The organism is Aeromonas sp. FL131, from assembly GCF_049860615.1.
Lineage (GTDB): Bacteria > Pseudomonadota > Gammaproteobacteria > Enterobacterales > Aeromonadaceae > Aeromonas > Aeromonas hydrophila.
On sequence record NZ_CP187595.1, the window covers coordinates 4,124,867 to 4,140,199 of the forward strand.

General features: G+C 63.7%; 11 protein-coding genes. 5 read left to right on the plus strand and 6 right to left on the minus strand.

The genetic code is table 11. The features are described from left to right. Positions 1-7: 7 nt before the first annotated feature. Positions 8-1,804 (minus strand): phosphogluconate dehydratase, encoded by a 1,797-nt coding sequence (edd, locus tag ACPW75_RS19195; protein WP_077095832.1) that lies wholly within the window; start codon positions 1,802-1,804, stop codon positions 8-10. Then, entirely contained in the window at positions 1,801-2,310 is a 510-nt protein-coding gene (locus tag ACPW75_RS19200; protein ID WP_005307862.1) for a gluconokinase, read from the minus strand. The genes edd and ACPW75_RS19200 overlap by 4 nt, the downstream gene beginning before the upstream one ends. Before the next feature lie 245 nt (positions 2,311-2,555). Between ACPW75_RS19200 and gntU the strand changes: the two genes are divergently transcribed. The 4 genes from gntU to ACPW75_RS19220 all read left to right on the plus strand — a co-directional run bounded on the left by gntU (position 2,556) and on the right by ACPW75_RS19220 (position 9,849). Next, positions 2,556-3,896, plus strand: coding sequence for a gluconate transporter (gntU, locus tag ACPW75_RS19205; RefSeq protein ID WP_077095833.1), 1,341 nt, complete (start codon positions 2,556-2,558; stop codon positions 3,894-3,896). A 146-nt stretch (positions 3,897-4,042) separates the two neighbouring features. Next, positions 4,043-5,392, plus strand: coding sequence for a CDP-diacylglycerol--serine O-phosphatidyltransferase (gene pssA, locus ACPW75_RS19210; protein WP_016349097.1), 1,350 nt, complete (start codon positions 4,043-4,045; stop codon positions 5,390-5,392). Between the two features lie 178 nt (positions 5,393-5,570). Then, positions 5,571-7,640 carry an ATP-dependent DNA helicase RecG gene (recG, locus tag ACPW75_RS19215; RefSeq protein ID WP_179101370.1) on the plus strand — a complete coding sequence of 690 codons (2,070 nt, stop codon included), beginning with the start codon at positions 5,571-5,573 and terminating at the stop codon, positions 7,638-7,640. A 142-nt stretch (positions 7,641-7,782) separates the two neighbouring features. Continuing rightward, a complete protein-coding gene (locus ACPW75_RS19220) occupies positions 7,783-9,849 on the plus strand; it encodes an AsmA-like C-terminal region-containing protein (RefSeq protein WP_077095835.1) in 2,067 nt (688 codons plus the stop codon). Positions 9,850-9,911: 62 nt separating this feature from the next. Here the strand turns inward: ACPW75_RS19220 and ACPW75_RS19225 are convergent, their stop codons facing one another. Beyond that, positions 9,912-10,820 (minus strand): bifunctional GNAT family N-acetyltransferase/hotdog fold thioesterase, encoded by a 909-nt coding sequence (locus ACPW75_RS19225; RefSeq protein WP_011704289.1) that lies wholly within the window; start codon positions 10,818-10,820, stop codon positions 9,912-9,914. A 173-nt stretch (positions 10,821-10,993) separates the two neighbouring features. Here ACPW75_RS19225 and ACPW75_RS19230 point away from each other — a divergent pair, with 173 nt between their 5' ends. Further along, positions 10,994-11,671 (plus strand): spermidine synthase, encoded by a 678-nt coding sequence (locus ACPW75_RS19230; protein WP_026080434.1) that lies wholly within the window; start codon positions 10,994-10,996, stop codon positions 11,669-11,671. On the opposite strand, the gene dtd is transcribed toward ACPW75_RS19230, so the two are convergent. The 3 genes from dtd to typA all read right to left on the minus strand — a co-directional run bounded on the left by dtd (position 11,660) and on the right by typA (position 15,034). Beyond that, positions 11,660-12,097, minus strand: coding sequence for a D-aminoacyl-tRNA deacylase (gene dtd, locus ACPW75_RS19235; RefSeq protein ID WP_049046762.1), 438 nt, complete (start codon positions 12,095-12,097; stop codon positions 11,660-11,662). The two genes, ACPW75_RS19230 and dtd, sit on opposite strands and share 12 nt — an antisense overlap. 80 nt (positions 12,098-12,177) lie before the next feature. Next, entirely contained in the window at positions 12,178-13,050 is an 873-nt protein-coding gene (locus tag ACPW75_RS19240) for a virulence factor BrkB family protein (RefSeq protein ID WP_011704286.1), read from the minus strand. 172 nt (positions 13,051-13,222) lie between these two features. Then, positions 13,223-15,034 (minus strand): translational GTPase TypA, encoded by a 1,812-nt coding sequence (typA, locus tag ACPW75_RS19245; protein ID WP_011704285.1) that lies wholly within the window; start codon positions 15,032-15,034, stop codon positions 13,223-13,225. Positions 15,035-15,333 lie beyond the last annotated feature (299 nt).

Here is a 15,333-nt window from a genome sequence, read left to right on the forward strand (position 1 = left end):
CTCTTCCTTAGTCAAAGATGGTGGCGCCACACTCGGCGCTCGATACCGCGCGACGCATCACGCTGAACAGTTCACGGCCCCACCCCTCTTGTTCCAGAGTGAGGTCGATCTCGGCCTGGGTACGGCCACTCAAATCGGTCAGGCAGTCGAGACTGCCGGTTACCGCATCCACCCGCAGCAGGTCGCCATCGGCAAGCAGGCCGATGGCCCCGCCGTGCAGCGCTTCCGGGGTGACGTGGATGGCGGCCGGGATCTTGCCGGAGGCGCCGGAGAGACGGCCGTCGGTGACCAGCGCCACCTTGTAACCGGCTTTTTGCAGGTTGCCGAGCACCGGCATCAGCTTGTGCAGCTCCGGCATGCCGTTGGCGGCCGGGCCATTGTGGCGCACCACGATGACAGCATCCTGATTGAGATCGCCCGCCTTGTAGGCCGCCTCCACCGCATGCTGGGAGGAGAAGACCCGCGCCGGCGCCTCGATGACGCGATACTCGGGGGCCACGGCGGAGACCTTGACCACGGCGCGGCCCAGATTGCCCGCCAGCAGCTTGGTGCCGCCGGTAGCCTGAAATACGCTGCCGGAAGGCGACAGCACGCTCGCATCGCCGCTCTCGCCCACCGGCTGCCACACCAGCCGGCCATCCACCAGTGCTGGACGGCTGAGGTAATCCTGCATCTCGCCAAACACCGGGGTGGCGTCCAGGTGGATCAGCCCTTCTTGCGCCAGCCGGCGCATCAGGCCGGGCACGCCGCCCGCCTGTTCGAAGGCGTTGACGTCGGCCGGGCCGTTCGGGTACATGCGCACCAACAGCGGCACCACGTCGGAGAGATCGCTGATGTCGTCCCAGGTCAGGTGCAGACCGGCGGCGCGGGCCAGCGCCACCATGTGGATGCTGTGGTTGGTGCTGCCGCCGGAGGCGAGCAGGGCCACCAGCCCGTTGACCAGCGAGCGCTCGTCGATCACCGCACTCAGGGGGCGATAGGCCGGGGAGCCCGGGATCATGGCGCTGATGCGGCGGGCCGCCTCCTCGGTGAGGGCGCGGCGCAGCTCGCTGTGCGGGTGAACGAAGGCGGAGCCCGGCAGCATCAGGCCCATGGCCTCGAACACCAGCTGATTGGTGTTGGCGGTGCCGTAGAAGGTGCAGGTGCCCGCCGCGTGGTAGGCGCCACACTCCATCTGCAGCAGGGCGTCACGGCCCACTTCGCCGGCGGCGTACTGCTGGCGCACCTTCACCTTCTCGTCGTTGCTGATGCCGCTCGCCATCGGACCGGCCGGCACGAAGGCAGTGGGCAGGTGGGCGTGGGAGAGCGCCCCCATGATCTGGCCCGGCGCTATCTTGTCGCAAATGCCGAGCAGCAGGGTGGCGTCAAAGGTGTTGTGGGAGAGCGACAGCGCAGTCGCCTGGGCGATCAGATCGCGGGAGAACAGGGACATATCCATCCCCGGCTGCCCCTGGGTCACGCCATCGCACATGGCGGGCACGCCGCCGGCCACCTGGGCGCTGTGGCCCAGCTCGGCCAGCGCGGCCTTGATGATGTCCGGATAGCCCTGATAGGGCTGATGGGCGCTCAGCATGTCGTTGTAGGCGGTGACGATGCCGACGTTGGCGCGGGTCATGTCGAGGATGCGCCCCTTCTCGTTACAGCTGGAGGCGGCCACGGCGTGGGCCAGGTTGCCACAGGCCAGCGCGGCGCGGGTCTTGCCCTGATCGGCCTGACGCTGGATGCGGGCCAGGAAGGCCTGGCGACGGGCGGCACTGCGCTCGCGAATGCGGGCGGTGACGCTGGAAATGACCTGATGGATCATTGGGCTTGCTCCAATGCTGTGACGGCGCGATCAACCACCTGTTCGAAGGTGCCGTCGATATCGATGTGGAATACACCGGCTTCGCCGTCCGGGCGCTCCAGGGTATCGAACTGACTTTGTACCATGCTTTCGCGCATGAAGTGGCCCTTGCGGGCCCGCATCCGCTCGAGGATCAGCGGCTGGCTGCCGTCAAGGAAGAGGAAGCTAACCGACTCGTTGCCTTCACGGATCTGGTCGCGATACTGCTTCTTGAGGGCCGAGCAGACGATGACGCCCACCTCGTTCTTCTGCTCCAGGCTGTAGGCCGCGTCGCGGATCCGCTCCAGCCAGGGGGCACGATCCTCGTCGTTGAGCGGGTTGCCGCCGGCCATCTTCTGGATATTGGCCCTGGGGTGCAGATCATCACCGTCGATGAACTTGGCGCCCAGCACGCTGGCCACCTTGAGGCCCACGCTGGACTTGCCGCTACCACATACACCCATCACGATAATGCTCTTACCCGCCATTGTTTGACCTCTATCTCATTTTTCAAAAAACGTGCTGCCGATGGGTTCTAACTTAGCACGTTACCGGTAACATGTTACCGGTAACAACAAGAATTGTGAAGTCTGCCACAGACTGAGCGCACTCATAGTCACCTGGGCAATCGAGTTTGAGCCCTGGCCATAAATCTAAATAAATCATAAAGATATGGTCTGCCGACGGATCGGCAGGGTGTCGACACTGAACTTGGAACAAGGAATGCACAACAATGTCTGACCTCTCCCTGATCATGACGGCCGCCGGCTCCATCGTGCTGCTGCTCTTTCTGGTGATGAAGGCCCGCCTGCACGCGGTCGTCTCCCTCATCCTGGTCTCCATGGTGGCCGGTCTTGCCGCCGGCATGAACCCGGCCGACATCGCCGCCACCATCCAGAAAGGGATGGGCGGCACCCTCGGCTTCGTCGCCGTGGTGGTGGCACTGGGCGCCATGTTCGGCAAGGTGATGGAAGTCACCGGCGCCCTCGACCGGGTGGCCCACACCCTGCTCGGCAAGTTCGGCGTCAAGCGCGCCAACTGGGCCATTGCGCTGACCGGCTTCGTCTGCGCACTGCCGCTGTTCTTCGACGTGGCCGTGGTACTGCTGATCGGCGTTGCCTTCGCCATCGTCCGCCGCGGTGGCGGCAGCGTGGTGAAGATCGGCATCGCCCTGCTGGCGGGCATCGCCACCTGCCAGGCCTTCCTGATCCCGGCGCCGGGCCCCATCCTGGTGGCGTCCCAACTGGGCGCCGACTTCGGCTACATGATCCTGTTCGGCCTGATCGCCGCCGTTCCGGCCCTGATCCTGGCCGGCCCGCTGTTTGGCGAGCTGATCAGCAAGGTGGTGGACGTGCCACTGCCGGCCGACGCCCAGAGCAGCGCCCACGACGACGGCCAGAACCTGCCCTCTTTCGGGCTGGCCATGGGCCTCATCGGTCTGCCGCTGCTGCTGATCGGTCTCAAGACCATCGTCGGCCGCTTCGTCGAGGCCGGCACGCCCCTGCACGGCTGGCTGGAGTTCATCGGCCACCCCTTCACCGCCATCATGGTCGCCTGCCTGGCCGCCTTCTACCTGCTGGGGATCCGTCGCGGCATGTCCCGTGACGAAGTGATGAACGTCTGCAACAGCGCCATCCAGCCGGCCGGCGTCATCATCCTGGTGACCGGTGCCGGTGGCGTGTTCAAGCAGATCCTGGTGGATTCCGGCGTGGGTGCCGCCCTTGGCAACATGCTGGCGGACTCCGGCCTGCCCATCGTCGCGCTGGCCTTCATTCTGGCGGCCGCGGTGCGGGTCATTCAGGGTTCCGCCACCGTCGCCATGCTGACCGCCTGCGGCCTGGTGCTGCCGATGCTGGAGCCGCTCGGCCTGAACGGCGCCCAGCTGGCGGCGGTCACCATCGCCATCGGCGGCGGGGCCATCGTGCTCTCCCACGTCAATGACTCCGGCTTCTGGCTGGCCAACCGCTACCTCGGTCTCACCGAGAAGCAGACCCTGCAGACCTGGACAGTGATGGAGACCATCATCGGCACCACCGGCGGCGTGATGGCGATGATCATCTACAGCTTCCTCTGATCGCAACCGTGCGGAAAAAGGCCTCCAATGTGAGGCCTTTTTCATCTTTATGACGATTCTTTCTTTGGCTAACAGGGCGAGATTGCTAGAATCGCCTATCCATCGCTCCGAGTGGAACGCTTAACGCAGTGATTTCAGGTTTCTCTATGCATTCATCGGCACATTATCGACAGCTGCTGGCGCGCCTGCCCCAGATCGCCGTCGCCGCAGACCAGTTTGAAGTGCTCAACAGCGCCAAGGACTTCAAGAGCCGGATCCTTTCGCTCATCGCCAGTGCGCGTCAGCGCATCTATCTGGTGGCGCTCTATCTGCAGGATGACGAGGCGGGACGGGAGATCCTCTCCGCCCTCTACGCCGCCAAGCAGCGCAACCCGGCCCTCGACGTCAAGGTGTTCGTCGACTTCCACCGTGCCCAGCGCGGCCTGATCGGCAAGGGCAAGCAAGGCGGCAACCACCTGATGTATCAGGAGATGGCCGCTCGCCATGAGCACCAGATCGCCATCTACGGCGTGCCGGTGAAGGGGCGTGAGCTGCTCGGGGTGCTGCACCTCAAGGGCTTCATCTTCGATGACACCCTGCTCTACTCCGGTGCCAGCCTCAACGACATCTACCTGCACCAGCAGGATCGCTACCGTTTCGACCGCTATCACCAGATCACAAGCCCGGAGCTGACCCGCAGCATGGTCAACTACGTGGATGACCTGTTCCTGCGCAGCGAGGCGGTGCAGCGACTGGATCGCACCGACATCCCCAGCGCCAAGCAGCTGAAGGGGCCGATCCGCCGCTTCAAGCACAACCTGCGCCTCGGCCAGTACCGCTTCGACACCATGCCGGTCAACAGCCAGGAGGTGGCCATCACCCCGATGAGTGGCCTGGGCAAGCGCGGCAACCAGCTCAACAAGATGATCCGTACCCTGGTGCGGGCCACCGAGCGGGAGATCTTCATCTGCACCCCTTACTTCAACCCGCCCAAGGAGTTGAACAAGGATATCGAGGCCCTGCTCAAGCGCGGCTGCAAGGTGACGATCGTGGTGGGCGACAAGACCGCCAACGACTTCTTCATTCCGCCGGAGGAGAAATTCTCCACCATCGGCGGTCTGCCCTATCTGTACGAGACCAACCTGCGCAAGTTCGCCGAGCGCAACCAGCATCACATCGATGCCGGCCGTCTCAACCTGATGCTCTGGTGCTGCGAGCGCAACTCCTACCACCTCAAGGGGATTTTCGTGGATGACGAGTGGGCCCTGCTCACCGGCAACAACCTCAATCCCCGCGCCTGGGCGCTGGATCTGGAGAACGGCCTGCTGGTCTACGATCGCCGTCACCTGCTGCGGCCCCAGTTCAATGCCGAGCGCGAGAACATCCTGGCCAACACCAAGCGCATCAGTCACTTCGATCAGATCGAGCAGATCCAGGACTACCCGGATCAGGTGCGCAAGCTGCTGGCCCGGATCCACAGGGTCAAGGCCCACATCCTGCTCAAGCGCATCATCTGACCGGCGCGCCTCGCGCACTCGGGTATCCTCACAAGGGCCTGCCGCACATCGGCAGGCCCTTGTCATTGGGGGCCCAACCCCCACCAGCCGAGCCCCAACCGCACGACGCGGCTTGCGTCGAGACAGCAATAAACCCTATCATCTGGACATATTTACAGTGTTTTCGGGCATCTAATTGATGAAATTGGATAAAATCTCCCTCGACAGCCTCAAGGGCGTCGGCAGCAAGATGCAGGAAAAGCTCGAGCGGCTGGGGCTGGCCACGGTGCAGGATCTGCTGTTCCACCTCCCCCTGCGCTACGAGGACCGCACCCAGGTGTGGCCCATCGGTGATCTGCCGCCCGGCCTGCACGGCGCCGTCGAGGGGGAGATCCAGGACACTCAGCTGGTGATGGGGCGTCGCCGCATGCTGGTCTGCCGCATCAGCGACGGCACCGGCACCCTCACCCTGCGCTTCTTCAACTTCACCGCTGCCCAGAAGAACAGCCTGAGCCCGGGCCGGCTGATGCGCTGCTTCGGCGAGGTGCGCCCCGGCAAATACGGGCTGGAGATGGCCCACCCCGAGTACAAGCTGCTCGGCGAGGAGCAGGCCGGCCAGACCGAAGAGGCGCTCACCCCCGTCTACCCGACCACCGAAGGGCTGCGCCAGCTCACCCTGCGCAGCCTCACCGATCAGGCGCTGGCCCAGCTCGACCTCTACGGGGTAGAGGAGCTGCTGCCTGCCGGCCTCTATCCCCAGCAGATCGATCTGGCCGCGGCCCTGAAGCTGCTGCACCGTCCACCCCCCTCGGTGGCGCTGGCCCTGCTCGAGAGCGGCCAGCACCCGGCCCAGCAGAGGCTGGTGCTGGAAGAGCTGCTGGCCCACAACCTCTCGGTCTTGAAGGTGCGGGCCCAAGCACAAACCCAGCTGGCTCGCGCCCTCAAACCGGCGCCGGCGCTGGTAGAACAGCTGCTCGACGCCCTGCCGTTCACCCCCACCGGCGCCCAGAACCGGGTGGTGGCGGAGATCGGCCGAGATCTGCAACAGAGCCATCCCATGATGCGGCTGGTGCAGGGGGACGTGGGCTCAGGTAAAACGCTGGTCGCGGCGCTGGCCGCCCTGCAGGCCATCGGCAACGGCTGTCAGGTGGGGCTGATGGCGCCGACCGAGCTGCTGGCCGAGCAGCACGCCATCAACTTCGCCAAGTGGCTGGAACCGCTCGGCATCGGGGTCGGCTGGCTGGCGGGCAAGCAGAAAGGCAAGGCACGAGAAGAAGCGCTGGCCGCCATCGCCGATGGCAGCGTCAAGATGGTGGTGGGCACCCACGCCATCTTCCAGGAGCAGGTGGTATTCCAGCGCCTCGCCCTGGTCATCATCGATGAACAGCACAGATTCGGCGTGCATCAGCGGCTCGCCCTGCGGGAAAAAGGGGAGCGGGAGGGGGTACATCCCCATCAGCTGATCATGACCGCCACCCCCATCCCCCGCACCCTGGCGATGACCGCCTATGCCGACCTCGATACCTCCATCATCGACGAGCTGCCGCCGGGCCGTACCCCCATCACCACGGTGGCGCTGCCCGACAGCCGCCGCCAGGACGTGATCGAACGGGTCAGACTGGCCTGCGAAGAGGGCAAGCAGGCCTACTGGGTCTGCACCCTGATCGAGGAGTCGGAGGTGCTGGAGTGCCAGGCCGCCGAGGACACCGCCGCCGAGCTGCAGAACCTGCTTCCCGGCCTGCACATCGGGCTGGTGCACGGCCGGATGCGGCCGGTCGAGAAACAGCGGGTGATGGAGGAGTTCAAGGCGGGCATACTGCAGCTGCTGGTCGCCACCACCGTCATCGAGGTGGGGGTGGACGTGCCCAACGCCAGCCTGATGATCATCGAAAACCCGGAGCGACTGGGGCTGGCGCAGCTGCACCAGCTGCGCGGCCGGGTCGGGCGTGGCTCGGTGGCCTCCCACTGCGTGCTGCTCTATCATGCCCCCTTGTCCAAGACGGCCCAGAGCCGGCTCGGGGTGCTGCGGGAGACCAACGACGGCTTCCTCATCGCCCAGCGGGATCTGGAGCTGCGCGGCCCGGGGGAACTGCTCGGCACCCGCCAGACCGGTCTGGCTGACCTCAAGATCGCCGATCTGGTACGGGATCAGCCGCTCATCCCGCAGGTGCAGAAGATGGCGCGCTTCCTGATGGACCGCCACCCGAGCCATGTCGAACCCTTGATACGACGCTGGCTCGGCCTGCGGGATCACTATTCCAATGCTTGACCAAGGCAGATGCAGAAGATGGTCACATTGCCTGATGGACCGCCACCCGAGCCATGTCGAGCCGCTGATTCGCCGCTGGCTCGGCCTGCGGGATCACTACTCCAATGCCTGACCAAGCAACAGAAACAGGAGGAAAGTACTGATGAATTCCTGGCTGCGCGGCCTGCTCTACACCCTTGCCTTCCTGTTGCTCTTTGTCTGGGTCGGGCTCGGTCTGTTCGACGCCGAGCGGGCCAAGGGGCCCATCGCCGGCTGGCTCAGCCAGCAGACCGGCGTGCCGGTCACCATAGGCCGGCTGGTGTTCAACCCGCTTCATCCCTACACCCTGCTGGCAGAGCAGGTGAGTTACGGCAATGCCGTGACCCTCGACAAGATCTATCTCGAGATAGAGAGCATCGACTGGCTGAGCCGGGACGTGCGCATCGCCCATCTCGATCTCATTCGCCCGGCCATCAAGCTGCCGTTGCCCAACCAGCTGCCGAGCCTGCCGGTGCACTCTCTCACCATCGCCGACAGCACCATCGACCGGCTCAGCCTGGAGAGCGACGGGCTGACCCTGCGCGGCCTCAACGCCACCCTGAGCGACTGGCAGCTGCTCAATCCGGTGCGCCCGCCCCAGGCCAACCTGACTCTCAACATCAATGAGCTGGCGACCCCGGCCTGGGCCCTCTCCCGTCTCAATCTGGCCGGCCGGCTGGAGGGGCAGGTACTGAGTACCGACAAGCTGACCGCCAACCTGTTCGACGGTCTGCTCGAAACCGGCATGGTGCTGGACTGGCCCGCCCGCAGCCTGCGGCTGAACAACCTCAAGACCCAGGGCATGCGCATCGAGTGGGGCACTCTTGCCAAAGCCGAATCCCCCCTGCGCCAGGTCAGCCTGGATCTCGGCCAGATCCGGGATCTCAGCTTCAACGACATCGAGCAGGAGCTGGCCCTCAACAACCTCAACGGCCAGCTGACCGCCTTCAACTGGCAAGCCGGCAGCACGCCCAGCGGCTACTTCTCGGGGACCCTCGGCGATCTCGGCCGTGGCCTGTTCCAGCTGGAGGCCATTCAGGGCAAGGTCGCCTTCTCGCCCCAGCAGCTGGATGCCGAGCTGCAGGGCAAGGCCTATGAAGGGGAGTTCAACCTGGAGCTCTCCCTCGATCCCCTGCAGCAGAAGCTGACCCTCAAGGACATGGCGCTGAGCGGCATGGACATCAGCCTGCCGGAAGGGTGGTGGCAGGATTGGCAGCGCTGGCGCCCGCAGCAGATCGACATCCGCAAGCTGGCCTTCGACAAGCTCAAGGTGCTCTCCTTCGACGATACCCTGCCCCTGTCGCTGACCGGCTGGCAGTTCTACCTGACCGATCTCAGCCTGCGCGGCAACCAGCCGGGGCCGCTGCTGGGCCGGGCCCGGCTCGAGAGCGCCTGGTTCGAACTGGTGTGGGACGGCCTCAGTGCCCGCAACGGCGAGCTGGATGGCGAGCTGACGGCCGGCTCCTGGCAGCTCAACAAGCTCACCAGCTCGCTGCCGGATGAAGGCAGCCTCAGCCTGAGCGGCCAGTGGGGGCGCGAGCCGGGCCAGACCAGCCGGTTGCAGCTCAAGGGCGAGAAACTGGATCTGGTGCAGTGGGGCAAGATCCTCCACTCCCCCGTCTCCTTCGCCGGCAAGATGGATCTGAGCGCCGATCTGCAGGCGCTGCACGGCGGCACTCCGGGCGCCTGGCGCAGCTCCCTGCAGGGAAACATTGCGCTCGATGCCACCGAGCCGTTCTGGGACAAGGTGAAGATAGATCCGCTGCTGGATCAGTGGTTCAAGCAGGTGGCGGCGCCAACCCTCAGCCCGGGCGAGCTCTGGCAGGCGATGCAGGAGGGCGACACCCCCTTCTATCGCATCAAGCTGCAGGGCAAGGTGGCGCAAGGCCAGCTGAAGATCGAGCAGGCCGGCGCTTCCACCATCACCCACCTGCTGGGGGTGCAGGGCAGCGTCGATCTGGTCAATGAGCAGTGGCAGCTGGATCTGGGCGTCCTCAACGGCCAGCACTGCGCCGAGCTGCTCGGCCAGTGGCGCGGGCCGCTCGCCGAGCCGACCCTCAGCTGGGGCTTCCAGCAAAAACCGGACGGCTGTGGCTGGGAGACCGGCGTACGCTACCCACCCCAGGGCAACAGCAGCCCGCTCTGGCGACCGGCGCCGAAAGCCCAGGCCGCACAGGCGGCCAACGGCTAGCCGACAGAAAGCAACAAGGCCTCGTGATGAGGCCTTGTTGCTTGATGGGAACCAGCGCGGGGCTACTGGCCCGGCCGCTTCACCGGCTGCACCACGTAGTGACCGAGGAACTCGGCCGCCAGCTTGTCGCCGCTGAAAAGCTTGATCTTGAGGCTGAACTTGGCAGATTCGCCAGCCTTGAGCGGCTCGAGCACGGCGGGCATGCCTTCGCGCGCCACCCGCGCCTCCGGCTCCTCCTTGACCGGCCGATAGTACTTGATGTTGCCCTCCGCCAGCACTGTATCCCCCACCAGCCCCGCCTCCTTGAGCTGCAGCCAGATCAGGCCCCATCCCGCCAGCACGCACTGGCTGTAGATGCTGCCGGCGAACATGGTGTCGTGCACGTTGAGATTGGCCGCCAGATTGGCCTTGAGGTGGAAGGTCTGGCCGTCGTAGTGGGTGATGTGCACCCCCATCTTCTCGCTGATGGGAATGCCGCGCGACCAACGGGTAGTGAGATCCTGGCACCACTCCGGCCGGTACTGGATGGTCTGCAGCGGGCTCAGGGACTTGATCATCTGGCGGTGCGGGATGCGACCGAAGGAGACGGGGCCTTCCCCCACCTCGAGAAAGCCGCACTTGCGGTAGAACTCCACCGCCTCCTGGCGGGCATTCATCACCAGCCGCTTCACCTTCTCGCTGCGGGCCAGTTGTTCGAGATCTTCCACCATGCGGGCACCCAGCCCCTGACCACGAAATTCGGGGCGCAGCGCCATGAAGCGGATCTGGGCCTCGTCACCGCCGACAAACAGCCGCCCCACCGCGATGGGCGTGCCGTCGGGGGCCAGCATCAGCCGGTGAATGGCGACGGTATCGTATTCATCCCGCTCGGAACCGACGGGCAGATTGAAGGGTTTACGCAGTAGTTCCCAGCGCAACTGGTAGTAAGCGTCCAGCTCGGCGGCCGTTTGAGGAGTGACTACCCGGTACATAAAGCGATCCTTGAGTTAGCGCCGACGGACAGACGGAAGGGCTTGCGCACCCATGCCTCCCAGCTCAACTGATAATGGGCATCCGGTTCGGCTGCCGTCTGGGGGGTGACCACCCGGTACATAGTTCCATCCTTGAGTTACACTGGTCGAAAACCATCTTGCCGTGCAAATTCATGGACTTCAATCTGCAAGCGTACCAAGCCGACCACTTATTGCACCTCAGCGCCAAGCCCCAGCGTCGGCTCACCGTACAGGAAAATGCCCATCATCGCTGGTTGGAGATCGACGGCGTGGTGCAGTCGGCCATGTCCCTGGCCGAGCCCGCCACCCTCTGCCTGCCGCACCAGCAGGTGATCGCCTGTCTACTACCCGAACAGGCCGGCAGCATCCTCGAGCTGGGGCTGGGGGGCGGCGATCTCACCCGCCATCTGCACCAGCGCTGGCCCGATGCCCGTCACGAGTGCGTCGACCTCGATGAAGAGGTTATCACCCTCTATCAGCTGTTCTTTCAGCCCGACCAACACCCACAGCGCACGCCAACCCTGCACCAGGCCGATGCCCTCGCCTTTCTGGAACAGAGCGAGGCGCAGTACGACCTCATTCTGCTCGACCTGTTCAGCCAGGACGGCAACCCGCCCCTGCTGTTCCAGGAGCGCATTTATCAGGCGCTGGCCCCCCGCCTGAACGGCGAGCTCATCATCAACCTGCTGCCGCGCACCCGTCTCGAGCTGACCCGGGTGCTGATGCTGCTGGAGCAGTGGGTCGGCCCCACCACCCCCTACCCGGTGCCGGGGCTGCGCAACGTCCTGCTGCACACAGCCCCCCGCTACGAGCTGGCGTCAGACCTGTAGCCAGAAGGTAACCGGGCCGTCGTTGACCAGCGCCACCTTCATGTCGGCAGCGAAGCGGCCGGTGGCGGTCGGGATGCCGCTGGCAGCGGCCTGCGCCACGAAGTAGTCGTACAGCCGCTCGGCCTCGACCGGATTGGCGCCGCCGGAGAAGCTGGGTCTCATCCCCTTGTTGGTATCCGCCGCCAGGGTGAACTGGGAGACCACCAACAGGCTGCCGCCGGCCTGGCTTACGTTGAGGTTCATCTTGCCATTCTCATCGGAGAAGATGCGGTAACCGCTCACCTTGTGCAGCAGCTTGTCGGCCTTGGCCTCGTCATCCCCCTGCTCCACCCCGAGCAGCACCAGTAGACCCTGGCCGATGGCCCCGGTCACCTCGCCCTCTACCGTTACGCTGGCCTCGCTGACCCGCTGAATCAGTGCAATCACATCCCTCTCCTCTCAAAACAAAACGACCGCCCCCATCTGCTGACGGGGGCGGTCGTCGATGCTAACAGCAAGGGACCGGATCAGGCCAACTCATCGGCACCCGGTCGCTCATATTCACCAAGACAGGCGGTGGTTTCCGCGCCAAGCAAGACCACCAGCCAGCTCAGGTAAACCCAGACAAACAGGATGGGGATGGTCGCCAGCGCGCCATAGATGGCCTGATAGGAGGGGAAGTTGGTGATGTAGATGGCAAAACCGCGCTTGGCCAGCTCGAACAGGGTGGCCGCCACTAGGGCCCCGATGAAGGCGTGCATCAGCCGCACCTTGCAGTTGGGCACCACGGTATAGACCAGCAGGAAGGTGAGTACCGAGAACAGGAACGGCAGGCCGCGCAGCAACAGATAGCCGATGCCGAACAGGCTCTCGGCCCCGAACAGCCGCAGCGAGAAAATGTAGGAGGAGATGGCGATGCTGGCCCCGATGAGCACGGGCCCCAGCGTCAGGATCATCCAGTACATGGCAAATGCCTGGGCCAGTGGCCGGCTCTGGGTGGAGCGCCAGATGTAGTTGAGGTTCTTGTCGATGGCCGATATCAGCATCAGCGCCACCACGATCAAGGCGCCGATACCGACTGCCGTGGTGTTGGTAGCGTTGGCCACGAAGCCATCGATGTACTCCTTGAGCATCTCGCCAGCGGTAGGCACGAAGTTGTGATAGACGAACTGCTCCATCGCCTGCTTCAGGCTCTGAAACACCGGAAAGGCCGACATCATGCCGAATACCACGGCGATCATGGGCACCAGGGAGAGCAGGGTCACATAGGCCAGATAGCCGGCGGTGACCGTCAGCCTGTCCTGCTGGAAACGGCCCCAGACGAACTGGGCAAAATGGCCACCATCGTGGCGTAAAAAAGAGAGGGCATGGCCAAGACGGCCGCCGAATTTCTGCTGCATTGTCGCTCCCAACGTCTTCATAGTGCAGACATTGTGTCAGATAGCATGGTCATTTGACCACCCATGGGCCGGCCGGGTACGACTCGCACCGGCACCTGCAGCCGCCTGCCCGCGGCGAGCAGGCATAAAAAAGAGGCCCGAAGGCCTCTCTCTGTCTGTCGATGAACAGATATCAAGCACGACCGGCGCGCTTGCGATCCATCTCGGTCAGCAGTTTCTTGCGGATACGGATGCTCTTCGGAGTGACTTCAACCAGTTCGTCGTTGTCGATGAACTCCAGAGCCTGTTCCAGCGACATGCGGATCGGCGGAGTCAGCACCTGGGCTTCGTCGGTACCGGAGGCACGCATGTTGGTCAGCTGCTTGCCCTTCAGGCAGTTCACGGTCAGGTCGTTGGAACGGGAGTGAATACCGATCACCTGGCCTTCGTACACTTCGGTCGCGTGACCGATGAACAGACGACCGCGGTCTTGCAGACCGAACAGGGCATAGGTCAGCGCCTTGCCGGTAGCGTTGGAGATCAGCACGCCGTTCTGACGCTCGCCGATGCTGCCACCCTTATGCGGACCGTAGTGGTCGAAGGTGTGGTACAGCAGACCGGTACCGGAAGTCAGGGTCATGAACTCGGTCTGGAAGCCGATCAGGCCACGGCTCGGGATCATGAAGTCAAGGCGAACACGGCCTTTGCCATCCGGGGTCATGTTGGTCATCTCGCCCTTACGCAGGCCGAGTTGCTCCATCACGGAACCCTGGTGCGCTTCTTCCACGTCCACGGTAACGGTTTCGAACGGTTCTTGCAGAACGCCGTCTACGGTGCGCAGGATAACTTCCGGACGGGATACCGCCAGCTCGTAACCTTCGCGACGCATGTTTTCGATCAGGATGGACAGGTGCAGTTCACCACGGCCGGAGACACGGAACTTGTCCGGATCATCGGTCTCTTCCACGCGCAGGGCCACGTTGTGGACCAGCTCCTGGTTCAGACGCTCCAGGATGTTGCGGGAGGTCACGAACTTGCCCTCTTTGCCGGCGAACGGTGAGGTGTTGACCTGGAAGGTCATGTTCACGGTCGGCTCGTCAACGGAGAGCGGCGGCAGCGCTTCAACGGCGCCGTTGTCACAGATGGTGTCGGAGATCTTCAGCTCGCCCAGACCGGTGATGGCGATGATGTCGCCAGCTTGCGCATCGGCCACTTCGGTACGGGACAGACCCAGATAACCCAGCACCTGACCGACCTTGCCGGTACGGGACTTGCCGTCGGCACCGACGATGGTGACCTGCTGGTTGGTCTTGACGCGACCACGGGTGATGCGGCCGATACCGATGACGCCAACATAGGAGTTGTAGTCCAGCTGGGAGATCTGCATCTGGAAACCACCGTCGGCATCAGCCTTGGGCGCTTCCACGTTGTCAACGATGGCCTGGAACAGGGGTTCCATGTTATCGGACTCAACGTCCTGATCCATGGTGGCCCAACCGTTCAGTGCAGAGGCGTAAACAACTTTGAAGTCCAGCTGTTCGTCGGTGGCACCCAGGTTGTCGAACAGATCGAATACCTGATCCATTACCCAGTCAGGACGAGCACCCGGACGGTCGATCTTGTTGATGACCACGATCGGCTTCAGACCCTGGGCGAATGCCTTCTGAGTCACGAAACGGGTTTGCGGCATCGGGCCATCAACGGCGTCAACCAGCAGCAGCACGGAGTCAACCATGGACAGTACGCGCTCTACCTCACCACCGAAGTCGGCGTGACCCGGGGTATCAACGATGTTGATGCGGTAGTCGTTCCAGCGGATCGCAGTGTTCTTGGCGAGAATGGTGATGCCACGTTCCCGTTCCAGATCATTGGAGTCCATGATCCGTTCCTGGCCTTCCGTGGAGCGGTCCAGGGTGCCGGACTGCTGCAGCAGCTTATCAACCAGAGTCGTTTTGCCGTGGTCAACGTGCGCAATAATCGCAATATTGCGTAAATTCTCTAACATTCTCGCCTCAATCACCGGGTAAAATTGGGCGCTAATTGTACTCTCGCCTTTGTGATCTGCCTAGCAGAATTGCAGTACATTCGCGCACAACAGGGGATCAGGATCATAGACCTTCCGATCAAAGCCTGCTTAGATGGGGGCTGACCGTATAACGCGCACCATTTTAGTGCACCAAAACGATCCATGGATGCACTACTTTGAGGCGTAACGCGCTGAGATGGCGGGTCTCAGGGCTGGCTGATAGCCCCAAATGCCCTGAAATCAAGCTGTCACAAACTTGGCACGATACTGGCTTATGT

Bases quoted from the DNA above. Each gene is read 5' to 3' on its own strand.
- edd (WP_077095832.1), bottom strand. From the start codon at position 1,804: ATGATCCATCAGGTCATTTCCAGCGTCACCGCCCGCATTCGCGAGCGC.
- ACPW75_RS19200 (WP_005307862.1), bottom strand. From the start codon at position 2,310: ATGGCGGGTAAGAGCATTATCGTGATGGGTGTATGTGGTAGCGGCAAG.
- gntU (WP_077095833.1), top strand. From the start codon at position 2,556: ATGTCTGACCTCTCCCTGATCATGACGGCCGCCGGCTCCATCGTGCTG.
- pssA (WP_016349097.1), top strand. From the start codon at position 4,043: ATGCATTCATCGGCACATTATCGACAGCTGCTGGCGCGCCTGCCCCAG.
- recG (WP_179101370.1), top strand. From the start codon at position 5,571: ATGAAATTGGATAAAATCTCCCTCGACAGCCTCAAGGGCGTCGGCAGC.
- ACPW75_RS19220 (WP_077095835.1), top strand. From the start codon at position 7,783: ATGAATTCCTGGCTGCGCGGCCTGCTCTACACCCTTGCCTTCCTGTTG.
- ACPW75_RS19225 (WP_011704289.1), bottom strand. From the start codon at position 10,820: ATGTACCGGGTAGTCACTCCTCAAACGGCCGCCGAGCTGGACGCTTAC.
- ACPW75_RS19230 (WP_026080434.1), top strand. From the start codon at position 10,994: ATGGACTTCAATCTGCAAGCGTACCAAGCCGACCACTTATTGCACCTC.
- ACPW75_RS19240 (WP_011704286.1), bottom strand. From the start codon at position 13,050: ATGCAGCAGAAATTCGGCGGCCGTCTTGGCCATGCCCTCTCTTTTTTA.
- typA (WP_011704285.1), bottom strand. From the start codon at position 15,034: ATGTTAGAGAATTTACGCAATATTGCGATTATTGCGCACGTTGACCAC.